Origin of the sequence: Pseudomonas nicosulfuronedens (assembly GCF_005877905.1) — a bacterium.
GTDB classification, from domain to species: domain Bacteria; phylum Pseudomonadota; class Gammaproteobacteria; order Pseudomonadales; family Pseudomonadaceae; genus Pseudomonas; species Pseudomonas nicosulfuronedens.
This window is the reverse complement of record NZ_SWDV01000039.1, coordinates 18,824-40,707: the sequence shown is the minus strand read 5'-3', so window position 1 is coordinate 40,707 and position 21,884 is coordinate 18,824. Positions and strand designations below refer to the sequence as shown.

The 21,884-nt window shown below is 64.7% G+C and carries 17 protein-coding genes; 4 read left to right on the top strand and 13 right to left on the bottom strand.

From position 1 onward, the window contains the following. Positions 1–46: 46 nt before the first annotated feature. The 4 genes from topA to fadB all read right to left on the bottom strand — a co-directional run bounded on the left by topA (position 47) and on the right by fadB (position 6,486). The gene (topA, locus tag FAS41_RS24700) at positions 47–2,653 is read right to left on the bottom strand and encodes a type I DNA topoisomerase (RefSeq protein ID WP_138525997.1); all 2,607 of its coding nucleotides are present in this window, start codon (positions 2,651–2,653) and stop codon (positions 47–49) included. Between the two features lie 92 nt (positions 2,654–2,745). Beyond that, positions 2,746–3,009, bottom strand: a complete 264-nt coding sequence (locus FAS41_RS24695; RefSeq protein WP_045211689.1) for a DUF1653 domain-containing protein — start codon at positions 3,007–3,009, stop codon at positions 2,746–2,748. Positions 3,010–3,132: 123 nt separating this feature from the next. After that, the gene (gene fadA / locus FAS41_RS24690) at positions 3,133–4,308 is read right to left on the bottom strand and encodes an acetyl-CoA C-acyltransferase FadA (RefSeq protein WP_081519444.1); all 1,176 of its coding nucleotides are present in this window, start codon (positions 4,306–4,308) and stop codon (positions 3,133–3,135) included. Between the two features lie 30 nt (positions 4,309–4,338). After that, positions 4,339–6,486 carry a fatty acid oxidation complex subunit alpha FadB gene (gene fadB / locus FAS41_RS24685; protein ID WP_138525996.1) on the bottom strand — a complete coding sequence of 716 codons (2,148 nt, stop codon included), beginning with the start codon at positions 6,484–6,486 and terminating at the stop codon, positions 4,339–4,341. 474 nt (positions 6,487–6,960) lie between these two features. Here fadB and FAS41_RS24680 point away from each other — a divergent pair, with 474 nt between their 5' ends. Continuing rightward, positions 6,961–7,767 (top strand): hypothetical protein, encoded by an 807-nt coding sequence (locus FAS41_RS24680; RefSeq protein WP_138525995.1) that lies wholly within the window; start codon positions 6,961–6,963, stop codon positions 7,765–7,767. Positions 7,768–7,772: 5 nt separating this feature from the next. Here the strand turns inward: FAS41_RS24680 and FAS41_RS24675 are convergent, their stop codons facing one another. Further along, entirely contained in the window at positions 7,773–8,207 is a 435-nt protein-coding gene (locus tag FAS41_RS24675; RefSeq protein WP_138525994.1) for a hypothetical protein, read from the bottom strand. Between the two features lie 81 nt (positions 8,208–8,288). Here FAS41_RS24675 and FAS41_RS24670 point away from each other — a divergent pair, with 81 nt between their 5' ends. Further along, on the top strand, positions 8,289–8,729 hold the full coding sequence (locus tag FAS41_RS24670) for a universal stress protein (RefSeq protein WP_024766849.1): 441 nt from the start codon (positions 8,289–8,291) through the stop codon (positions 8,727–8,729). Positions 8,730–8,772: 43 nt separating this feature from the next. Here the strand turns inward: FAS41_RS24670 and FAS41_RS24665 are convergent, their stop codons facing one another. After that, a complete protein-coding gene (locus tag FAS41_RS24665; RefSeq protein ID WP_138525993.1) occupies positions 8,773–9,459 on the bottom strand; it encodes a DUF6901 family protein in 687 nt (228 codons plus the stop codon). 62 nt (positions 9,460–9,521) lie between these two features. After that, positions 9,522–11,432, bottom strand: coding sequence for an ATP-binding cassette domain-containing protein (locus FAS41_RS24660; protein ID WP_138525992.1), 1,911 nt, complete (start codon positions 11,430–11,432; stop codon positions 9,522–9,524). A gap of 207 nt (positions 11,433–11,639) precedes the next feature. Here FAS41_RS24660 and FAS41_RS24655 point away from each other — a divergent pair, with 207 nt between their 5' ends. Further along, positions 11,640–13,565, top strand: a complete 1,926-nt coding sequence (locus FAS41_RS24655) for a transglycosylase SLT domain-containing protein (RefSeq protein WP_138525991.1) — start codon at positions 11,640–11,642, stop codon at positions 13,563–13,565. 60 nt (positions 13,566–13,625) lie between these two features. Next, on the top strand, positions 13,626–14,006 hold the full coding sequence (locus FAS41_RS24650; RefSeq protein WP_138525990.1) for a lysozyme inhibitor LprI family protein: 381 nt from the start codon (positions 13,626–13,628) through the stop codon (positions 14,004–14,006). A 57-nt stretch (positions 14,007–14,063) separates the two neighbouring features. Here the strand turns inward: FAS41_RS24650 and FAS41_RS24645 are convergent, their stop codons facing one another. The 6 genes from FAS41_RS24645 to FAS41_RS24620 all read right to left on the bottom strand — a co-directional run bounded on the left by FAS41_RS24645 (position 14,064) and on the right by FAS41_RS24620 (position 21,857). Further along, positions 14,064–14,873, bottom strand: coding sequence for an MOSC domain-containing protein (locus FAS41_RS24645; RefSeq protein WP_138525989.1), 810 nt, complete (start codon positions 14,871–14,873; stop codon positions 14,064–14,066). A gap of 171 nt (positions 14,874–15,044) precedes the next feature. After that, a complete protein-coding gene (locus FAS41_RS24640; protein ID WP_138525988.1) occupies positions 15,045–15,974 on the bottom strand; it encodes a chemotaxis protein CheV in 930 nt (309 codons plus the stop codon). A gap of 113 nt (positions 15,975–16,087) precedes the next feature. Then, positions 16,088–17,008 carry a lipid kinase YegS gene (yegS, locus tag FAS41_RS24635; protein ID WP_138525987.1) on the bottom strand — a complete coding sequence of 307 codons (921 nt, stop codon included), beginning with the start codon at positions 17,006–17,008 and terminating at the stop codon, positions 16,088–16,090. 79 nt (positions 17,009–17,087) lie between these two features. Continuing rightward, complete coding sequence (locus FAS41_RS24630; RefSeq protein ID WP_138526030.1) at positions 17,088–18,647, bottom strand: FGGY-family carbohydrate kinase; 1,560 nt, start codon at positions 18,645–18,647, stop codon at positions 17,088–17,090. Positions 18,648–18,670: 23 nt separating this feature from the next. Beyond that, complete coding sequence (locus FAS41_RS24625) at positions 18,671–20,257, bottom strand: glycerol-3-phosphate dehydrogenase/oxidase (protein WP_138525986.1); 1,587 nt, start codon at positions 20,255–20,257, stop codon at positions 18,671–18,673. Between the two features lie 4 nt (positions 20,258–20,261). Next, a complete protein-coding gene (locus tag FAS41_RS24620; protein ID WP_138525985.1) occupies positions 20,262–21,857 on the bottom strand; it encodes an FAD-binding oxidoreductase in 1,596 nt (531 codons plus the stop codon). Between the last annotated feature and the right edge of the window lie 27 nt (positions 21,858–21,884).

Here is a 21,884-nt window from a genome sequence, read left to right as displayed (position 1 = left end):
CTTCGGCAGTATAAGCACGCCCCACCTCAGCGCGGCGCGCCTTCCATCAGCGCTTGTCTTCGACCTTCCACTTGCCGCCGTCGAAGAACGCGCGCCAGCCGGTGGGCTTGCCGTCGACCTCGGACTGCACGTACTGCTCCTTGGTCTTGCGGCTGAAGCGGATGACTGCCGGACGACCATCCGGGTCTTTCGCCGGAGCGGAAAGCAGGAAGTGGTACTTTGGATCCAGCTCTTCCTTGTGCGGCAGCAGTTCGGCCACCAGCGGAGCACGGGTCTCGCGGTTCTTCGGGAACTGGCTGGCGGCGAGGAACAGGCCGGAAGCACCGTCACGCAGTACGTAGATGTCGTCGACCTTCTCGCACTTGAGTTCCGGCATGCGGATGGCGTCCATCTTCGGCGGCGCAGGCTCACCATTCTTCAGCAGCTTGCGGGTGTTCTTGCAGGTCGGGTTGGTGCAGCCAAAGAACTTGCCGAAGCGACCGGTCTTGAGCTGCATCTCGCTGCCGCACTTGTCGCATTCCAGGCTGGGGCCTTCGTAGCCCTTGATGCGGTACTGACCCTCTTCGATCTCGTAGCCGGCGCAATCCGGGTTGTTGCCACAGATGTGCAGCTTGCGTTTTTCGTCGACCAGGTACGCATCCATCGCGGTGCTGCAGATCGGGCAGCGGTGCTTGCCACGCAGTACGCGAGATTCGGATTCGCCTTCGTCATCGGCTGCGATCTCGTCGCCCGGAATCAGGTTCACGGTCGCCTTGCAGCGCTCTTTCGGTGGCAGGCTGTAGCCCGAGCAGCCGAGGAACACGCCGGTGGAAGCGGTACGGATCATCATCGGCCGACCGCACTCGCGGCAGGGGATGTCGGTCAGGGTCGGCTGGTTGGCGCGCATGCCGTCGTTGGCAGCCTCGGCCAGGTCGAGCTTCTTGCGGAAGTCGCCGTAGAACTCGTCCAGCACGTTTTTCCAGTCACGCTCGCCCTGGGCCACGTCATCGAGGTTCTCTTCCATGCCGGCGGTGAAGCCGTAGTCCATCAGGTTGGAGAAGCTCTCGTTGAGACGATCGGTGACGATGTCGCCCATTTTCTCCGCGTAGAAGCGGCGGTTGTGGGTGGTGACGTAGCCGCGCTCCTGGATGGTGGAGATGATCGCCGCGTAGGTGGACGGGCGACCGATGCCACGTTTTTCCAGTTCTTTGACCAGGCTGGCTTCGGAGAAGCGCGCCGGCGGCTTGGTGAAGTGCTGGCTCGGGTCGAGCTTGAGCAGCTTCATCGCATCGCCCTGGTTCATTTCCGGCAGGACGTCGTCCTCGCCCGGCTTGCTCTGCTGCGGCAACACCTTGGTGTAGCCGTCGAACTTGAGGATGCGGCCCTTGGCGCGCAGTTCGAAGTCACCGGCAGCTGCGCTGACGGTGGTGGACAGATACTCGGCCGGCGGCATCTGGCAGGCCACGAACTGGCGCCAGATCAGGTCGTACAGGCGCTCGGCATCGCGCTCCATGCCCGACAGCTGGGTCGGACGCAGGTTGACGTCGGAAGGACGAATCGCTTCGTGCGCTTCCTGGGCACCTTCCTTGCTGGAGTAGAAGTTCGGCTTGGCCGGCAGGTATTTCTTGCCGAACTCGCTGTCGATGAAGCCACGCACCATATCGATGGCGTCGGCCGACAGGTTGGTCGAGTCGGTACGCATGTAGGTGATGTAGCCGGCTTCGTAGAGACGCTGGGCCATCATCATGGTCTTCTTCACCCCGAAGCCCAGGCGGTTGCTTGCGGCCTGTTGCAGGGTGGAGGTGATGAATGGTGCCGAGGGCTTGCTGGAAGTCGGCTTGTCCTCGCGCTTGGCGATGCTGTAGCTGGACGCCTTGAGCTTCTCCAGGGCAGCAGTGGCCTGGGCTTCGTTCAGCGGCTTGAAAGCTTCGCCCTTCTCGCGCACGACTTCGAAGCGGACCTTGTCGTTCTTCGGCGTGCCGAGGTCGGCGTGGACTTCCCAGTACTCTTCCGGGACAAAGGCGCGGATCTCGCGCTCACGCTCGACCACCAGCTTAACCGCCACCGACTGCACACGACCGGCAGACAGGCCGCGGGCGATCTTGGCCCAGAGCAGCGGGGAAACCATGTAGCCCACCACGCGATCGAGGAAGCGTCGCGCCTGCTGGGCATTCACGCGGTTGATATCCAGCTCGCCGGGCTGGGAGAAGGCCTCCTGGATGGCCTTCTTGGTGATTTCGTTGAAGACCACGCGCTTGTAGCGCGAGTCGTCGCCGCCGATGGCCTCGCGCAGGTGCCAGGCAATGGCCTCCCCTTCGCGGTCCAAGTCGGTTGCGAGATAGATGGTGTCGGCATCCTTGGCCAGGCGACGCAGCTCCTCGATCACCTTTTCCTTGCCGGGCAGGATCTCGTACTTGGCCTTCCAGCCGTGTTCCGGATCGACGCCCATGCGGGTGACGAGCTGGCGCTTGGCCTTCTCCTTCGGCGACAGGGCCGGCGCCTCGGCAGCGCTCTTGCGCGTTTTTGCCGCAGGCTCCTTCGACGCGGACGAGCCGCTGGTGGGCAGGTCGCGGATGTGGCCGATGCTCGACTTCACCACGTACTGGTTGCCCAGGTACTTGTTGATGGTCTTGGCCTTGGCCGGTGATTCCACGATGACCAGCGATTTACCCATGGATCGGAAGATTCCTGCGTCGAAAAGATGAATTTATAAGGAGGGAGGAGCTAGGAGCGGCACCGCTATATATAGTGGCGGTCGCGCCAAGGTCAAGCTTGGGTTTCGCCGGACGGGCCGGTCTGGAGACCCAGCGGATCGTTTTCGGCGCTCACCAGAGCGAAGCGCGGAACGTTCTCGCCATTCACCTCTACCGCCTCGGTGAACATGCTCAGCGGGCGTACCCAGAGGCCGAATTCGCCGTACAGCGCCTGGTAGATCACCAGCTCTTCCTCGGTTTCCGAATGCCGGGCGACGCCGAGCACGCGGTACTGCTGTCCCTTGTAGTGTCGATACAGTCCGGGCTGCAAGTGCATGTCGGTTCTCCCTCGGCCGGCCAAAAGGCGGCGATTGTGCTGATTGCGCGGCCGCCGGGCAATCCCCACCCGACAAAAACGAAAGCCGGGGCACAAGGCCCCGGCTCTCCCATCGACGAAAGCTTAGACGCGTTCGAAGACGGTGGTGATGCCCTGACCGAGACCCACGCACATGGTGGATACGCCCAGGGTGCCACTGTTCTGCTTCATCACGTTCAGCAGGGTGCCGGAAATACGCGCACCGGAACAGCCGAACGGGTGACCCAGGGCGATGGCGCCGCCGTGCAGGTTGACCTTCTCTTCCATCTTGTCGAGGATCTTGAGGTCCTTCAGCACCGGCAGGGCCTGTGCGGCGAAGGCTTCGTTGAGCTCGAAGAAGTCGATGTCGTTGATGGTCAGGCCGGCGCGCTTGAGCGCCTTGTTGGTCGACGGAACCGGGCCGTAACCCATGATCGCCGGATCAACGCCCGCCACGGCCATGGCGCGAACCACGGCCATCGGCTGCACGCCGAGGTCCTGGGCGCGCTGGGCGCTCATGACGATCATGCAGGAAGCGCCGTCGGTGATCTGCGAGGAAGTACCCGCGGTCACGGTGCCGCCCTTCGGGTTGAAGGCCGGCTTCAGGGCCGCCAGGCTTTCCAGGGTGGTTTCCGGACGGATGGTTTCGTCGAAGTCGAAGACCTTCAGGAAGCCGTTCTCGTCGTAGCCTTCCATCGGGATGATTTCGTCTTTGAACTTGCCTTCCTGGGTCGCTTTCCAGGCCAGCTGGTGCGAACGCACGCCGAACTTATCCTGCGCCTCGCGGGTGATACCGTGCATCTTGCCCAGCATCTCGGCGGTCAGGCCCATCATGCCCGACGCCTTGGCGGCATACAGGGACATGTGCGGGTTCGGATCGACGCCGTGCATCATGCCGACGTGGCCCATGTGCTCCACACCACCGATGACGAAGACGTCACCGTTGCCGGTCTGGATTGCCTGCACGGCGGTGTGCAGGGCGCTCATGGACGAGCCGCACAGGCGGCTGACGGTCTGGCCGGCACTGGTGTGCGGGATCTGGGTCATCAGCGACGCCATGCGTGCGATGTTCCAGCCCTGCTCCAGGGTCTGGTTCACGCAGCCCCAGATCACGTCCTCGACTTCCGCCGGGTCGATCTTCGGGTTGCGCTCCAGCAGTTTGCTGATCAGGTGCGCGGACATGTTCTCCGCGCGGGTGTTGCGGTGCATGCCACCCTTCGAACGGCCCATCGGGGTGCGGCCGAAGTCGACAATGACGGCGTCTCTCGGATTCAGGCTCATAAATTCACTCTCGCTCTATTCGTTGCGCACTCAACCGAAGAACTTCTGGCCATTCTTGGCCATTTCACGCAGCTTCGCGGTCGGGTGGTACAGCGCACCCAGGTCGGCGTACTGGTCGGCCAGTGCGACGAATTCGGCCACACCGATGGAGTCGATGTAACGCAGGGCACCGCCACGGAAGGGAGGGAAGCCGATGCCGTAGATCAGGCCCATGTCGGCCTCGGCAGCGGTCTCGACGATGCCATCTTCCAGGCAGCGTACGGTTTCCAGGCACAGCGGGATCATCATGTAGTTGATGATGTCTTCGTCGGTCAGCTCGCGCTGCTCGGTGACGATGGACTTCAGCAGCTCATAAGCCTGCGGATCGGTGACTTTCTTCGGCTTGCCGCGCTTGTCGGTCTCGTAGGCGTAGAAGCCCTTGCCATTCTTCTGGCCCAGACGGTTGGCGTCGTACATCACGTCGACGGCAGTCTTGCCTTCCACGGCCATGCGGTCCGGGAAGCCTTCAGCCATCACGTCGCGGCCGTGGTGGCCGGTGTCGATGCCGACCACGTCGGACAGGTAGGCCGGGCCCATGGGCCAGCCGAACTTCTCCATGATCTTGTCGATGCGCACGAAGTCCACACCGAAGCCCAGCAGCTTGGAGAAGCCACCGAAGTACGGGAACAGCACGCGGTTGACCAGGAAGCCGGGGCAGTCATTCACCACGATGGGATTCTTGCCCATCTTCTTGGCGTAGGCCACGGTGGTGGCGACGGCGACGTCGCTGGACTTCTCGCCACGGATGACTTCGACCAGCGGCATCATATGCACCGGGTTGAAGAAGTGCATGCCGACGAAGTTTTCCGGACGCTTGAGCGCCTTGGCCAGCAGGTTGATGGAGATGGTGGAGGTGTTGGACGCGAGGACCGCATCTTCCTTCACGACGCCTTCAACTTCGGCCAGAACGATCTGCTTGACCTTCGGATTCTCGACCACGGCTTCGACGACGATGTCGACGTTGCCGAAGTCGCCGTAGGACATGGTCGGGCGAATGGCGTTCAGGGCCTCGGCCATCTTGGCCGGAGTCATGCGGCCTTTTTCGACGCGCTTGCCCAGCAGCTTCGAGGCCTCGTTCAGACCCATCTGGATACCCTCTTCGCGGATATCCTTCATCAGGATCGGAGTGCCCTTGGAAGCGGACTGGTAGGCGATGCCGCCACCCATGATGCCGGCGCCCAATACGGCGGCCAGTTTCACGTCCTTGGCGATTTCGTCGTACTGCTTGGCTTTCTTCTTCAGGTCCTGGTCGTTCAGGAACAGGCCGATCAGGCTCTGCGCAACCGAGGTCTTGGCCAGTTTCACGAAGCCCTGGGCTTCGATTTCCAGCGCCTTGTCACGACCGAAGTTGGCGGCTTTCTGGATCGACTTGATCGCTTCGACCGGAGCCGGGTAGTTCGGGCCGGCCTGGCCTGCAACGAAGCCCTTGGCGGTTTCGAAGGCCATCATCTGCTCGATGGCGTTCAGCTTGAGCTTTTCCAGCTTCGGCTGACGGCGAGCCTTGTGATCCAGCTCGCGGGCGATGGCGCGCTTGACCAGGTCCAGGGCGGCAGCTTGCAGTTGCTCCGGAGCCACGACGGCGTCGACGGCGCCGACTTTCAGCGCGTCTTCGGCACGGTTTTCCTTGCCCGAGGCAATCCACTCGACTGCGTTGTCGCAACCGATGATGCGCGGCAGGCGAACGGTGCCGCCGAAGCCCGGGTAGATGCCCAGCTTCACTTCCGGCAGGCCGACCTTGGCGGTGGCGCTCATGACACGGAAGTCGGCAGCCAGGCACATTTCCAGACCGCCGCCCAGGGCGATGCCGTTGATCGCGGCTACGGTCGGAACGTTGAGGTCTTCGAAGTCGCTGAAGATCTTGTTGGCTTCGAGGTTGCCGGCCAGCAGCTCTTCGTCAGGCAGTTTGAAGTTGTCGACGAACTCGGTGATGTCGGCGCCGACGATGAACACGCCCTTGCCGCTGGTCACGATCACGCCCTTGACGGACGCATCGGCCTTGATGGTATCGACTGCTTGGCGCAGTTCATTCAGGGTGAGTCGGTTGAACTTGTTGACGGACTCGCCCTTGAGGTCGAAATTCAGTTCGACGATGCCGCTCTCAAGAGCCTTAACCGTGATGGCTTTACCTTGGTAAATCATCAACTGATCTCCACGCTAGGGAAGCTTGAAATCACACGTCGGACACCGTGTATCGGGACCGCTCGGCAGCGCCGAGGATAGTCCCAAAGCTTGCGGCACACCCGCCGACGCGATAGCCGGGGCGTTCTGTCCAAGTCGTTGCACACGGCAAACGCTCGATTCATACGCCCGTTTGATTTGGGTGCGCCCACCTTCTAGCAAAAGCCAATGCTTGTCAATCGGCGAGACGTAACAGTCGCAAAGCGGCCGGGGCGTCTGGGCCGGAGCATTCAGCGCAGCCCTGACACCCTATTCACCACGCCTATCGTGACAATTACTACCTGGCACCGACGTCCCGAGAGCCACTGTTCAAACCCCATGGCCCGCGCTAGAGTCGGGCGCAATGGCGATCTGCCTGCTGCCAACGCCGGCAGACGCCTGGAACCTGTGGAATACAAAACAACAAGAAGCCCATGGCTCCAAGGAGTTGGAACGATGCCCAGCCGTCCGCTCGTGCGTCTGCTGTCTGCGCTCGCGCTCACCACCCTGCCCCTCATCGCTGCCGCCGACGCCGCCAGCGACCTGCTCAACGTCCATCAGACACGCCTCGCCGCCCAGCGCAGCCTCGGCGACTTCTTCATGTTCAATGCAATGGAGGGCGACCAGAAGTACGCCAGGATGGTCGAGGCCTCGTCGCAGAGCGCCACCGACGCGCTGGGCAAGCTTGGGGAAATGCCCGGCAACGAATCGAAGAAGCTCAAGACCGAGCTGCTGGACGAATGGAAGGCCTATGCGGCCCAACTGCACACCCTCACCGGTGCACTGGACAAGAGCGGCTACACCGACCTGCAACCGGTGGCCGACCTCGCCGCGCAGAACCGCAAGCTGCTGGATACCGCCGAGCAGCTCTACACGAAGATCCAGGACGAAAGCGGCAGCAAGGTGCCGCCGCTGACCCAGCAGACCCGCGAGCAGAGCCTGTTGATGCAGGACATCGCGGTGGACTACGCCTCGCGCAACGCTTCGGTGGGCGCCAGCTTCTTCGGCGGCGGCGAGGAGCGCCCGCTGGATGACCTGGCCAACCGCTTCGCGATCAACCTGGTGAAGCTGCAACAGGCGCCGCAGACCACGCCGGAGATCGGCCAGGAGCTACGCGGCGTGGCGATCAAGTGGCGCTACATCGAGAAATCGCTGCAGAACTACAACCAGAACAGCGTGCCCTTCCTGATCAACAAGTACTCCGACCGCATCATCGAAGACCTGGAGAAAGTCTCCGGCCTTTATGCCGCGCAGCAGAGCTGATTGCCTCAGGCATGCTGTTTAAGGAAGGTGGCGACCCGTTCGAGGTCGCTGCTATCGCCCCGCTCCCCCCAATACAGCGCGAGGAACTGGGGCGTTGCCTCGACCATGTAGACGTCCTTGGGCAGGCTGGCCAGAGCCTGCGCCAGCTCGGCGGGGGCGCTCGCCTCGCGCCAGCGATCCAGCCAGACGCCCGGCTCGCTTTGCCAGTAGCACCAGACATCGCGGCTCCTGCCGCGGGCGCGGTGGTACTGCGCGCACTGGCGCGGCGGCTGCCGCTCCAGCCAGTGCGGCCACTCCTGCTGCGCCATCTGCATGGCCAGGCCCAGGCGCCGCGCCTGCAGACGCAGGTCCATCTGCCCACGCTGGCCGCGCGAAGGGATCAGCCACGTCAGTGGGCTGAGCACCAATGCGATGAGAAGAATTACCATCCATGTGGTCATATCGGTTATACCGGTCAAACAGGTCAAGCACGGCCATTGGGGCCATACTGATTGATAACGAGTCCCCCGGAGGAGACGCTCATGCCCTACCAACACATTCTGGTCGCCGTCGACCTCACCGAAGAATGCGATCCGGTGATGAAGAGGGCGGTAGCCCTGGCCAAGGCCAATGACGCCCGGCTCTCGGCGGTGCATGTGGTCGAGCCCATGGCCATGGCCTTCGGCGGCGACGTGCCGATGGACCTGTCGATGCTGCAACAACAGCAGTTCGACCAGGCCAAGGAACGCCTGCACCAGTTCACCCTCACCTACGCCGAGATCACCAGCTCCCAGTGCCACCTGGTCTATGGCCAGCCGCGCCAGGAAATCCACCGTCTCGCCGATGAGCAGGACTGTGACCTGATCGTCGTCGGCAGCCACGGCCGCCACGGTCTCGCCCTGTTGCTGGGCTCCACCGCCAACGACGTGCTGCACGGTGCGCCCTGCGATGTCCTCGCCGTGCGCCTGCAGAAAACCAGCTGAGCCAACCCATGTAGAGAGCGGGCCCTGCGGGGCCCGTTTTGTTTCAGGCGCCGAGCATATCCCCGCTCATCAGCAGCGGCCGCACCTTCTGCAACTGCGCCTCCAGCGAATAGCTCATGCTCGACGCCATGGAGAAGAAGCTGAGGAAGGCCTTCAGGTTCGAGTCTCCGTCGCAGGTCTCGTGAATCCGCTGCCAGAACGCCTGGTTCACCAGCTGCAACTGCTGGAATTGCTTCACCAACCCCTTCAGCTCCCAATCCGCATGCCGCCCTTCACGGAAGTTGAAGTACTGTCGCATCAGGTAAAGCGACACCGCGCGCAGGATGAACTCCTGGTTGCTGGCGAACGGCAGGTGCTGCTGCGCCATCGGCTTGAGCTTGCCCAGCAGCGGGCAGGCGCTGGTGGCCATGATCACGCCGAGCAGCGCGCGCAGCCCCTCTTCCAGCCCCGCGTGCTTGATGTACTCGCGCTCCGGCGTGCGCACCTGCACCGAGACCTTCTTGAAGGCCGGCAAACCACGAAAATCCTCGATCACCCGGTGCAGATCCACCGCCGCCGGGCAGTGGCTGTACTGCGCCGGATTCAGCGGACAGTTGCTGCACCGGTTGTTTTCCAGGCGCGTCCAGCGTGGTGTCTGGGCGGCCAGGTGCGGGTCGTATTGGCGCTCCAGCTCGATGCGGTAACTGAACTCGTGCTCATCATCCAGGGTGATGCGGTACTCGATTGCCATTCGGCCATCCCTAACAGTCTTTGATCAGCGATACGCACGGGCACATCACCGGACCGAACGGATCACTCTTCCAGTTCGGCCCAGCGTTCGATCAGCCGGTCCAGCTCTTCCTGCAGGGTACCGAGCCGCGCCAGGGCGGCCTGGGCTTCGTCCTGCGGGCGCTGGTAGAAGTCCGGCGACGCGGTCTCCTCCTGCAATGCAGTCATTTCCGCCTCCAGGGCTTCGATCTGCCCGGGAATGGCTTCCAGCTCGCGCTGCAGCTTGTAGCTCAGCTTCTTCTTCGGCGCGGCTTCCGCCGGCGCACTCACAACCGCCGGCTGCTCGGGTGCGGGGGCGGCAGCGGGCTTGTCGCCCTTTTCTTCACCCACGCCGAGCAGCTTCGGCGACCCACCCTGGCGCAGCCAGTCCTGGTAACCGCCGACGAATTCGCGCACGCGCCCTTCGCCTTCGAACACCAGCGTGCTGGTCACCACGTTGTCGAGGAAGGCCCGGTCGTGGCTGACCATCAGTACGGTGCCGTCGAAGGTCAGCAGCACTTCTTCCAGCAGTTCCAGGGTTTCCACGTCGAGGTCGTTGGTCGGTTCGTCCAGCACCAGCAGGTTGGCCGGCTTGCTGAACAACTTCGCCAGCAACAGGCGTGCCCGCTCACCACCGGAGAGCGCTTTCACCGGGGTACGGGCGCGCTGCGGGGAGAACAGGAAGTCGCCCAGGTAGCTGAGGACGTGGCGATTCTGCCCATTGATCGTGATGAATTCGCGACCTTCGGAAATGTTGTCAATGACGGTTTTTTCCGGCTCCAGCTGGTGACGCAGCTGGTCGAAATAAGCCACTTCCAGTCGGGTGCCTTCCTTGACGTTGCCGGAAGTCGGCTGCAGATCGCCCAACAGCAGCTTGAGCAGCGTCGTCTTGCCGGTGCCGTTGGCGCCGAGCAGGCCGATGCGGTCACCGCGCTGCAGCACCAGGGAGAAATCACGGATCAGCGCCGGGCCGCCCGGATGGGCGAAGCCGGCTTTCTCGACGACGATCACCTGCTTGCCGGACTTCTCGGCCGTCTCCATCTGGAAGCTGGCCTTGCCCTGGCGCTCGCGGCGTTCGGCACGCTCGTTGCGCATCGCCTTCAGCGCACGCACGCGGCCCTCGTTGCGGGTACGACGGGCCTTGATGCCCTGGCGAATCCACACTTCCTCCTGGGCCAGACGCTTGTCGAACAGTGCGTTGGCCGCCTCCTCTGCCGCCAGTTCCTGCTCTTTATGCACGAGGAAGCTGGCGTAGTCGCCGTTCCAGTCGATCAGGTGGCCGCGGTCCAGCTCGAGGATGCGGGTGGCCACGGCCTGCAGGAAGGAGCGGTCGTGGGTGATGAACAGCACGGCGCCGGGGAAGTCCGCCAGGGCGTTTTCCAGCCAGGCGATGGCGCCGATGTCCAGGTGGTTGGTGGGTTCGTCGAGCAGCAGCAGGTCGGGCTCGGCCACCAGCGCCTGGGCCAGCAGCACGCGGCGACGCCAGCCACCGGAAAGCTCGGCGAGGGTCTTGTCGGCCGGTAGTTGCAGGCGGCTCAGGGTGGTATCCACCAGTTGACCGAGGCGCCAGCCGTCGCGGGCTTCGAGGTCCTGCTGGACGCGCGCCAGCTTGTTCAGGTCCTCTTCGCTTTCGATGTGCATGCTCAGGTGGTGGTAGCGTGCGAGCAGCTCGCCGACCTCGGCAAGGCCCTCGGCAACCACGTCGTAGACGGTACGGTCGTCGGCTCGCGGCAGTTCCTGCGGCAACTCGCCGATCTTCAGCGAAGGTGCACGCCAGATGTCGCCGTCGTCGGGCTTCTGTTCACCCTTGACCAGCTTGAACATGCTCGACTTGCCGGTGCCGTTGCGGCCGATGACGCAGACCCGCTCACCCCGGGCGATCTGCCAGGACACCTTATCCAGCAGCGGAGTGGTGCCAAAGGCAAGGGACACGTCGGTGAACTTGAGCAGGGTCATTGGGTATCTCCACAAACAGGGCGCGCAGTTTAAGGGAAAGCGCGGAAAAGTCAGAGGGGTGCGGATAAAGTGCGCTGACGAGACATTCGTCCGCCTTTGAGCCAGGCAGCCCTGGCGGCGCTTTCGCCCCCCGCGCGCAACAGGCTAAGCTACGTGGCAGCGGGCGCGCGCCATCCAGCGCCCACCGATCACCTTCCCGGAAGAGCCATGCGCGGTCGCCTTTTCTCACTGTTCTCCTGCCTCATCCTCAGTCTGTCCGCTTCGACAGCCAACGCAGCGTCCCTGCCCCAGCAGCGCCAGATGTACGACGAGGCGCAGAAGGCCCTTGCTCGCGGCGACAGCGGCCCGTACTTCAGCTACCAATCGGCATTGGCCGATTATCCGCTGCAGCCGTACCTGGCCTACGACGAACTGACCAACCGTTTGAAAAGCGCCAGCAACGCCGAGATCGAGCGCTTCATCGAGCAGCATGGCGACCTGCCGCAGATCAACTGGCTGAAGCTGCGCTGGATGCGCCAGCTCGCCGACCGCGGTGACTGGAACACCTTCGTCCGTTATTACGACCCGAAGATGAACTTCACCGAACTGGACTGCCTCTACGGCCAGTATCAGCTGGGCCACGGCAACAAGGCCGAAGGCTACGCCACCGCCGAGAAGCTCTGGCTGGTGGGCAAGCCGCAACCCGACGCTTGCGACACCACCTTCGCCCTGTGGCAGGCCGATGGCCAGCTCACCGAGGAGAAGGTCTGGAAACGCCTGAAGCTGGCTGCCGAAAAAGGCAACTACAGCCTCGCCACCGTTCTTTCCAAGCGCCTGCCGACCCTCGGCAGCCAGGGCACACTGATGGTCAATGTGGCGCAGAACCCTGCGCAACTGAGCCAGACCACGCGCTTCGGCGCCCGCGACCACGCCACCGCCGACGTAGTCGGCCTGGGCCTGCGCCGCCTGGCCAAGCAGGACCCGGAAAAGGCCATCAACCTGCTCGACTACTACAGCTCGGTGCTGCCGTTCTCCAGCGACGAGAAAGTCTCCATCGCCCGCGAGATCGGCTTGAGCCTGGCGCGCCGCTACGACCCACGCGCGCTGCCGATGATGGTCAAGTACGACCCGCAACTGCGCGACGACACCGTCACCGAATGGCGCCTGCGCCTATTGCTGCGGCTGGGCCGTTGGGAAGAAGCCTACGAGCTGACCCGCGCCCTACCGCCGTCGCTTGCTGAGACCAACCGCTGGAAATACTGGCAGGCGCGCTCGCTGCAACTGGCGCAGCCGCAGAACAAGCAGGCCATCAGCCTGTACCAGCCGGTGGCCGGCGAACGTGATTTCTATGGTTTCCTCGCCGCCGACCGGATCAACGCCCCCTACCAGCTGAACAATCGCCCGGTATCGCTGGACGCGGCGACGATGCAGCGCGTGCGCAATGCGCCGAGCACTCGCCGCGCCCTGGAGTTCTACGCCCGTGGCGAGATCATCAACGCCCGCCGCGAGTGGTACCACGCTGCCCGCCACCTGAGTCACGACGAGTTGCTGGCCCAGGCGAAGATCGCCTACGACATGCAATGGTACTTCCCGGCCATCCGTGCGATCAGCCAGGCCAAGTACTGGGACGACCTGGATATCCGCTTCCCCATGGCCTACCGCAACACCCTGGTGCGCGAGGCGCGCAACCGCGGCCTGCACTCCAGCTGGGTATTCGCCATCACCCGCCAGGAAAGCGCCTTCATGTCCGATGCGCGCTCCGGCGTCGGTGCCACCGGCCTGATGCAGCTGATGCCCGCCACCGCCAAGGAAACCTCGAAGAAATTCGGTATCCCGCTGGCCTCGCCACAGCAACTGATCGTGCCGGACGTGAACATCCAGCTCGGCGCCGCGTACCTGAGCCAGGTGCACGGCCAGTTCAACGGCAACCGCGTGCTCGCCACCGCCGCCTACAACGCCGGCCCCGGCCGTGTACGGCAGTGGCTGAAGGATGCGCGTCACCTGGCCTTCGATGTCTGGGTCGAGACCATTCCGTTCGACGAGACCCGCTCCTACGTGCAGAACGTGCTGTCCTACGCAGTGATCTACGGGCAGAAGCTCAACGCGCCGCAGCCCATCGTCGACTGGCACGAACGCTTCTTCGACGAACTCTGACCCCTTTACCGCCCGGCACCCGCCGGGCGGTCTTCATCCCCTCAAGGAAAAGGAAATTCCATGCGCCAGTCGCTCCTCTCCCTCACCGTCCTGACCGCCGGCCTGCTCAGCGCGAACCTGGCTCTCGCCGCCTGCGAGAAGCCGCGCAACGCCTTCGACAGCGTGTACTGCCTGAGCACCGAATACGCCCAGGTGGACCGCGAGCTGAACAATGAATTCGGCACCCTGCGCAAGATGCTCAACGATGGCCAGAAGGCTGCGCTGAAGAAAAGCCAGATTGCCTGGATCAAGGACCGCGACGCCCAGTGCAGCTACGAGCGCGACGGCGGCTACTTCGTCAACCTGCAATGCGCCGTGGACAAGACCAACGAGCGCCTGGTGGTGCTGCGCGAACGCGAGCGCGAGTGCCAGAGCACCGGTTGCGTCGACAGCAAGCTGTAAGTTCCCGCGTCATCCGGCGCGCCCGTCCGGGCGCGCCGCCTCAGCGTCATTCCAGCGTTATTCCAGCACTTCCACCGGCATGCCCAGCTTCAGCTCGCCGCGGTTCTCCGCCAGCAGGTTCTGGCCGAACAGGGCTTCGCCATTGACGTTGCGATAGCCCAGCAGGGTCGCCAGTGGCTCGCGAGCGGCATCGCGCTCGCCGGTGTGCGGGTCGATGGTGGTCAGGATGCAACGCGAGCAGGGCTTGGCCACCCTGAAGGTGACCTCGCCGATACGGATGCGCTTCCAGCCATCTTCGGCGAAAGGTTCCGCGCCGGTGACCACCAGGTTCGGGCGGAAGCGCAGCATCTCCAGCGGGCGACCGACCTTGGCCGACAGATCGTCCAGCGAACCCTGGCCAATCAGCAGCAGCGGGAAGCCATCAGCGAAATGCACGTGCTCACCGGGTTCGGCGTAGGCGGTATCCACCTGCCGCGCGCGCTGCTCCGGCATTTGCACCAGACGCACATCACGACCGAGGAAGCGGCTCAGCCACTGCGCGGCCTCATCGCCGGCGTCCGGCACCTGCAGCATGTCGCGCCAGATCAGCACGCCGCGCAGGTTGTCGTCGCGGCCAGGCACCTTCACCAGCAGCTCATCCATGCCGGGTGCGCGCAGGCGCAGGGCGGCGAAGTCATCCTGCCAGCGCGCTTCGATGCGACCCATCTGCGGCAACAGGCGCTGGGTCAGGAAGCGGCCATTGGACGCCTCCACCACCATCCAGCGTCGATCCCCTTCCAGGCCCAGCGCATCCAGGCGGATGGACTGCAGGGGCTCGTAGGCGGTGGACTTGACCGGGTAGCGGTAGAGCTCGCTGAGCGTGTACATCGGAGGCTTCCTTTCGTGCAGGCGAAAGCGACCTTATACGGCGTGGGACGGGCGTCTAGCAATGCCGGCGGTCCTGCAAGAGCGAGCTTGCTCGCGAACGCTTTTCTCCGGACGCAAAGGCATCAGGCGGTTCGCGAGTATGAACCAGGCGCCCCCTCCTGCGGAAAGCAGCTAGGCCGGCACCTTCTGCAACCGACGACGCACCACTTCCACCAGTTGGTCGGGCTGGAACTTGGAGAGGAAGTCGTCGCAGCCGACCTTCTTCACCATGGCGTCGTTGAAACTGCCCGACAGCGAGGTGTGCAGCACCACGTAGAGGTCACGCAGGCGCGGGTCGTTGCGGATCTCGGTGGTCAACCGGTAGCCGTCCATCTCCGGCATCTCGGCATCGGTAAAGACCATCAGCAGTTTCTCTTCCATGTCGATGCCTTCGTCTGCCCAACGCTTGAGCTGCTGCAGCGCGCGCAAGCCATCGGTGGCCACGTGCAGGCGCAGGCCGAGCTGGCCAAGGGTGTCACGCAATTGGGAGATGGCAACGCTGGAATCGTCCACCACCAGTACTTCGCGGCCACGGGTCTGGCTGAGCAGCTTGTCGTCCAGGCGGTCGCTGGAAACGCGGGTGTTCATCGGCACGATCTCGGCGAGCACCTTCTCCACGTCGATGATCTCCACCAGGCGGTCCTCCACCTTGGTGATCGCGGTCAGGTAATGCTGGCGGCCGGCGCCACCGGGCGGCGGCTGGATCGACTCCCAGTTGAGGTTGAGGATGCGCTCCACGCCGCCCACCAGGAAGGCCTGCACCGAGCGGTTGTACTCGGTGACAATGATGGTGCTGTTGGCATCCGGGGTCAGCGCGCGCATGCCGATGGCGCGAGACAGGTCGATCACCGGCAGGGTCTGGCCGCGAAGGTTGATCACCCCGCAGATCATCGGGTGGCGCTGCGGGATCAGGGTCAGGCGCGGCAGTTGCAGCACTTCCTGCACCTTGAACACGTTGATCGCGAACTGCTGCCGCCCGGCCAGGCGGAAGACCAGGATTTCCAGGCGGTTCTCGCCTACCAGTTGGGTGCGTTGATCGACAGTGTCGAGAATACCGGCCATGCCTGCTCCAGATTCGGAATGAGTCGTGCGGGAACGCTATCGGCCGAATCCTGCAGAACAAGATACTGGCCGTGCGCCATCATGCACGACTTGTCCGGTCCGGGCCAGACTGCTCAGCCCATTGGTGCGCCGAGCCGCCCGACGGACGAAAGCAGCGGCGAATCCGCCGGCAAGTGCATGGAGAGCGCCGCCGGGCGGACTTCGAAGCGAAGTTTGCGACCTTCCAGCGGCTCGCCGTCGAGGTTGACGTCCAGCCCCTCGCGAGCCTCCACCTCGACCCAGGGCACCCGCGCGCGGATGAACACATCCTGCGCACCGAAGCCACTGCCGAGCAATGCGCCAAGCGTACCGACCATGTCCTGCGGGGTCGGCAGGATGCTTACGTCCAGCAACCCGTCATCCGCCGTCGCCTGTGGGCAGAGCACATGTCCACCGCCCGCCTGCCGGCCGTTGCCGATACCCAGGGCAAGGAACTCGCCTTCCCATTCGAAATCCGGCCCAGTGAAGCGCCCCTGCGCTGCATGCACTTCGGAAAAGCGCGTCAGCCCCGTGAGCAGGTAGGCCGCTCCGCCGAGCAGCTTCTTCAGGTCTTCCGGAGTGTTGGCCGTGACCTTCGAGCCGAAGCCGCCGGTAGCCATGTTGAGGAACATCTGTCCGTCCACTTCGCCCAGGTCGATGGGCCGCGCCGGCACCTCCAGCAGGGCCAGCGCAGCGGCCGGCTCCAATGGCACGCCGGCGGCACGGGCGAAGTCGTTGGCGGTGCCCAGCGGCAGGATCGCCAGGCTCGCCTTGCCACCGGCCTGGGCCAGCGCCTCGGCGACATCACGGACGGTGCCATCGCCGCCGCCGGCGATCAGCGTCGTGTAGCCCGCCGCCAGCCCCTCTTCCACCAGCCGTCGGGCGTCCCCGCCCTCCCAGGTCACCCTGACATCCAGCGCTCGACCCGTCTCGCGCGTGGCCAGTACGGCGGCGCGGACCTCTTCGTTGGCAGCTTGCTTGCCGTGCAGGATCAGCAGGGCCTTGGGTTGTGTCATGGCGGGTTTCCTCCCGGTGAGTCCACTGGATATGGACTCAGACTAGCGCGAGGAAAATTCCTCCCACTTGATTTGCCGGTCAGGCCGGGTACCCGGTGATCTCCCGGATGCTCTGGTACAGCGGCTTGAGCTGCTTGTACATGCGCTGGTAGACCTCGCTGTACAGCCGTTCGTAGGTGCGCTGCGCCTCGGGGCGCGGGTGGAAGACATCACCGACACGGGTCATGCCGGCGATGGCGCTGGTGAAGTCCGGATAAAGCCCCAGTCCCACCGCGCAGTCGATGGCTGCGCCCAGGCCGGAAGCTTCGTAGACATGCGGGCGTTCCGCCGGCAGGCCGAAGATGTCGGCGGTAAGCTGCATCGCCGCATCGCTCTGCGAACCGCCGCCGGCCACGCGCAGGCGCTGGATGCGGGTGCCGGAGCGCTTCTCGATGCGCTCCTTGCCCTGGCGCAGCGCGTAGGCCAGGCCTTCGAGGATGGCGCGATAGATATGCGCGCGGGTGTGCACGTCGCCAAAGCCGATGATCGAGCCCTTCGCCTCCAGCCCCGGCTCGCGGATGCCCGGCGTCCAGTAGGGTTGCAGCATCAGCCCCATGGAGCCGGCGGGCACGCTGTTGACCAGTTCGTCGAACAATTTCTCCGGCTCGATACCCAGCTCCTGCGCGCGCTGCATCTCGCGCAGGCCAAATTCGCGCTTGAACCAGCTGACCATCCAGAAGCCGCGGTAGATCATCACTTCGGTATTGAAGTGATCGGGAATCGCCGCCGGGTAAGGCGGAATCAGCGGGATAGTCTCCAGATAGCGCGAGCGAGTGGTGTTGATGGTCGCGGTGGTGCCGTAGGACAGGCAGGCCACGGTCGGATCGATGGCGCCCGCGCCGAGCACTTCGCAGGCCTTGTCGGCGCCGGCGGCGATCAGCGGCAGGCCCTCGGGAATCCCGGTCAGCCGGCTGGCTTCGGCGCTGATCTCACCCAGTTTCTCGCCGGGCTTGAACAGCTCGGGCAGCTGTTCGTGGCGCACGTCCAGCACCTGCCATTTCCAATCGCGCGGCGCAGCCCATTGCAGCTTCTTGTAGTCGAACGGCAGGTAGGCCACGCTGCAGGCCACCGAGTCCACGTAGCGGCCGCACAGGCGCTGGGTGAGAAAGCCCGAGAGCAGCAGCAGCTTGTGCGTGCGCTGGTGGATGTCCGGCTGCTGCTGGGCGACCCAGTTCACTTCGGCCTGGGTGCGGAAGTAATCCACCGCGCCCTGCGCGCCCACCAGCTTGAACAGCCATCCCCAAGGCCCCTTGATCGACTCGCCCAGCTCGGCGCGGCGCTGGTCCAGCCAGATGATCGCCGGGCGCAGAGCCTGGCCGGCCTCGTCGACATGGATCACCGTCCCGCGCTGGGTGGTCAGCGAGACGCCACGGATGCAGCTGCGGTCGATGTCTACACTGGCCCACAGGCGCTTGCAGGCCTCGCCCAGTTGCTCCCAGTAGTAGTCCGGGTGCTGCTCGGCCCAGCCGGGCTGCGAGGAGAAATAGGCCTCCAGCTCGACCTTGCCCTTGCCCACCAGATTGCCCTGGAGGTCGAAGAGCAGCGCACGCACGCTCTGGGTGCCATTGTCGATGGCCAGCAGGTAGTTGTTGTTATCCATGCTGTTGTTCATGTCTCTCTCGGTCAGTGCGGAAGGCTGTAGCAGCGACGCCACAGCGCCAGGTAGTCCTGTTCTTCGCGTTTCCACCGGTTGTCATCCCAACCCAGGCGTGGCTGGCACAGCGCGCGAATCCTCGGCAGCTCGTGGGCGCCGCCATCGGCCAGCAGCAGGCCGACGCGGGTACGGCGCAACAGCAGGTCATCCAGGTGCAGCACCAGCTCCCCCTCCGCCGCCCAGGCCAGCTCGGCCCAGAGCGAATCGGTATGACCGATGCATTCGCTACCCACGGTTTTCAGCACCCGCGCCAGCTCCGGCAGCGCCCGACCATGTCGGCCGCGCAGGCGGGTCTGCTGCGGCGGCGTCAGCCCCGGCAGATCGACAGTTTCGACAGTTTCGACAGGCTCGAAGACCTGCTCGCCGGCTGCCTCGAGCGGCCGCTCCAGCATCGGCGCACAGGCCGCCAGAACTTCCAGCGCCAGCAGGCGGAAGGTGGTCAGCTTGCCGCCGGCCAAGGTCACACAGCCCGGCTCGACCCACAACGCGTGCTCGCGCTTCTCGTCCGAGGGCTTGAGCGATGGCGCGCCATCGCTGACCACCGGACGCACGCCGGCCCAGGTGGAGCGCACATCGCCGGCGGTGATCTGTGCAGAAGGAAACTGCTGCGCACAGGCGGCCAGCAGGTAATCCACTTCCTCGCGGCTGATGGCAGCGTCATCGTCCAGCGTGTCGCGGTGATCCAGGTCGGTGGTACCGACCACAGTCGCACCCTCCCAGGGGAAGACGAACACCGGGCGTTTGTCCTGCCCATGCATGAAGCTGAAGGCGTGGGCCACCGGCAGGCGCCAGGCCGGCAGCAGCAGATGGCTGCCACGCAACGGGCGAATATGCTCGCCGCCGTTTTTCTGCCGCAGCGCATCGGCCCAGGCGCCAGTAGCCAGCGCCACGGCACGGGCGCGGAAAGTGAAGAGCTGGCCACTCTCGCTGTCCTCGGCGACCAGTCCCTGAACGCGACCATCTCGGCGGTCCAGTTCGATCACCTTCAAGCCGTTAAGGGCTTCACCGCCTTCGGCGCGCGCTTCGCCGAGCACACGCATCACCAGGCGTGCGTCGTCAGTCACCGCGTCCTGGAAGCGGGTACCGCCCAACAGGCGGTCTTCCTTCAGGCCCGGCGCCAGGTAGCGCAGTTCTTCGAGGCGATGGAAGAGGTGATTGCGCCGCCCCGCCAGCGCGTCGTACAGCGACAGCAGCGTGCCGAACACGCGCGGGCCGGGGAAGCCGCCCTGGTAGTGCGGCATGATGAAGCTCAGCGGATCGACCAGCCCCGGCGCCTCGCCCAGCAGGCGCTGGCGTTCGCGCACCGAGTCGCGGGTCAGGCCGAACTGCCCCTTGGCGATGTAGCGCAGCCCACCGTGAACCATCTTCGACGAGCGGCTGGAAGTGCCCCAGGCGAAGTCGCGCTGCTCGATCAACAGGCAGCGCCAGCCACGCCGTGCGGCCTCGCGCAGGATGCCAGCGCCGGTGATTCCACCGCCGACCACGAGCAGATCCCAGTCGCGCGCCGCCAGTTCCGGCAACGCCTCGGCACGCCAGGCTGCATTCCAGGCAGGCATCGGCTCAGTCCTGCAGCAGAGTGCCGGGGTTCAGCCGGCCGGACGGGTCGAAATGCCCGGCCAGCGCCTTGATCGCCGCCATGCCCAGCGGGCCCTTTTCCACCGGCAGATAGGGCGCGTGGTCCTTGCCCACGCCGTGCTGGTGGCTGATGGTGCCGCGGTGATTGGCAATGGTCTGGCTCGCAGCGTGCTTGAGCTTGCGCCAGCGCTCGTGCGTCTGCGCATAGCTGGCCGCCGGGCGGAACACGTAGGTGGTGTAGATGCTCGAGCCTTCGCCATAGACGTGCGACAGGTGGGTGAACACATGCACGCGCTCGCCTTCGGCGGCCAGGCCCTCACGCAGGCTGTTTTCGATACGGTTCAGCAGATTGTCGACGTTGGACCAGTCGGTGGCGGTTTCCAGGGTGTCGACTACGTAGCCGTTCTCCCACAGCGCTTCGCGCAGGTAGGGGAAGCGGAAGCGGTTCTGCGCCCACTTCTTGCCCAGCAGGGTGCCAGTGAACACGCCGCCAAAGGCCTTGAGAATGCGCCGTGCAGCACGCAGCGAGATCGCATTCTGGGCGCGATCGCCGGTGACGCCGAAGGTCAGCATGCACTTGCCCTCGGCCGCGCCGCGCAGCTTCAGGTAGCGCTCCAGCCAGGCGATCTGCCCCGGATGGCCGGCCAGTGCGAGCTGGGTGGTGGTTTCCACGGCATTGGACAGGCGCAGCATGGACAGCGGTACGCGCGCCTGCACCAGGGTGCGGATGCCTTCCAGCGCCTGCTCCCAGGACGGCAGGAATACCGCGTAGAAGCGCTCGTCCTCGGCGATGCGCGTGACCCGCACCTTCACCGACGAGAGAATGCCGAAGCGACCTTCGGAACCCATGACCACTTCGCGCAGGTCCGGACCGGCGGAGGACGCCGGGAAGGTCGGAATCTCCAGGCTGCCGGCGAAGGTTTCCAGAGTGCCGCCGGCGAACAGTTGCTCGATGCGTCCGTAGCGCAGCGACTGCTGGCCACTGGAACGGCTGGCAACCCAACCACCGAGGGTGGAGAGCTCCCAGGACTGCGGAAAGTGACCGAGGGTATAGCCACGGGCGCGCAGCTGGCTTTCTACTTGCGGGCCGTTGGCGCCGGGGCCGAAGGTGGCGATCAGGCTCTGCTCGTCCAGTTCCAGCAGGCGGTTCATGTGCTCCAGGGAAACCGTGAGCACCGCCTTGTCGGACACCGGCGGGTTGATGTGGCCGGCCACTGAAGTACCGCCGCCGTAGGGGATCACCAGGCAGTCCCAGAGCTCGGCGAACTTCAGCAGCTCGCGAATCTGCTCGGCGGTCTGTGGGTAGGCCACGCCATCGGGGAACACGCCGAAGTCGCCTTCGCGCATCGCCAGCCAGTCCGGCAGGCTCTGGCCGCGGGCGTGCAGCAGCCGGTCGCGGGCCTCGCGCACCACCAGCGGATGTTCGGGCAGGCGCGAAACCGGCACCTTGGCCAGCACCTGCTCCAGCGTCGCGTCCGGCAGCGTCAGGCCAGGGCCGACCAGATCGGCGAGAAAGCCACGCCCGTTATCGGGCAGTTCCACCACCGTCGTTTCTTCACCCCAGCCGTTCCAGCGTCGCATGCCCGCTCCTTTTATTCAGCGTCTCTG

Excerpts from the sequence above, each read along its gene's own strand:
- FAS41_RS24650 (WP_138525990.1), top strand. The coding sequence starts at position 13,626 with ATGCGCCAGTCGCTCCTCTCCCTCACCGTCCTGACCGCCGGCCTGCTC.
- yegS (WP_138525987.1), bottom strand. The coding sequence starts at position 17,008 with ATGACACAACCCAAGGCCCTGCTGATCCTGCACGGCAAGCAAGCTGCC.
- FAS41_RS24660 (WP_138525992.1), bottom strand. The coding sequence starts at position 11,432 with ATGACCCTGCTCAAGTTCACCGACGTGTCCCTTGCCTTTGGCACCACT.
- FAS41_RS24680 (WP_138525995.1), top strand. The coding sequence starts at position 6,961 with ATGCCCAGCCGTCCGCTCGTGCGTCTGCTGTCTGCGCTCGCGCTCACC.
- FAS41_RS24675 (WP_138525994.1), bottom strand. The coding sequence starts at position 8,207 with ATGACCACATGGATGGTAATTCTTCTCATCGCATTGGTGCTCAGCCCA.
- FAS41_RS24625 (WP_138525986.1), bottom strand. The coding sequence starts at position 20,257 with ATGCCTGCCTGGAATGCAGCCTGGCGTGCCGAGGCGTTGCCGGAACTG.
- FAS41_RS24620 (WP_138525985.1), bottom strand. The coding sequence starts at position 21,857 with ATGCGACGCTGGAACGGCTGGGGTGAAGAAACGACGGTGGTGGAACTG.
- FAS41_RS24695 (WP_045211689.1), bottom strand. The coding sequence starts at position 3,009 with ATGCACTTGCAGCCCGGACTGTATCGACACTACAAGGGACAGCAGTAC.
- FAS41_RS24655 (WP_138525991.1), top strand. The coding sequence starts at position 11,640 with ATGCGCGGTCGCCTTTTCTCACTGTTCTCCTGCCTCATCCTCAGTCTG.
- fadB (WP_138525996.1), bottom strand. The coding sequence starts at position 6,486 with ATGATTTACCAAGGTAAAGCCATCACGGTTAAGGCTCTTGAGAGCGGC.
- FAS41_RS24670 (WP_024766849.1), top strand. The coding sequence starts at position 8,289 with ATGCCCTACCAACACATTCTGGTCGCCGTCGACCTCACCGAAGAATGC.
- fadA (WP_081519444.1), bottom strand. The coding sequence starts at position 4,308 with ATGAGCCTGAATCCGAGAGACGCCGTCATTGTCGACTTCGGCCGCACC.
- FAS41_RS24640 (WP_138525988.1), bottom strand. The coding sequence starts at position 15,974 with ATGGCCGGTATTCTCGACACTGTCGATCAACGCACCCAACTGGTAGGC.
- FAS41_RS24665 (WP_138525993.1), bottom strand. The coding sequence starts at position 9,459 with ATGGCAATCGAGTACCGCATCACCCTGGATGATGAGCACGAGTTCAGT.
- topA (WP_138525997.1), bottom strand. The coding sequence starts at position 2,653 with ATGGGTAAATCGCTGGTCATCGTGGAATCACCGGCCAAGGCCAAGACC.
- FAS41_RS24645 (WP_138525989.1), bottom strand. The coding sequence starts at position 14,873 with ATGTACACGCTCAGCGAGCTCTACCGCTACCCGGTCAAGTCCACCGCC.
- FAS41_RS24630 (WP_138526030.1), bottom strand. The coding sequence starts at position 18,647 with ATGGATAACAACAACTACCTGCTGGCCATCGACAATGGCACCCAGAGC.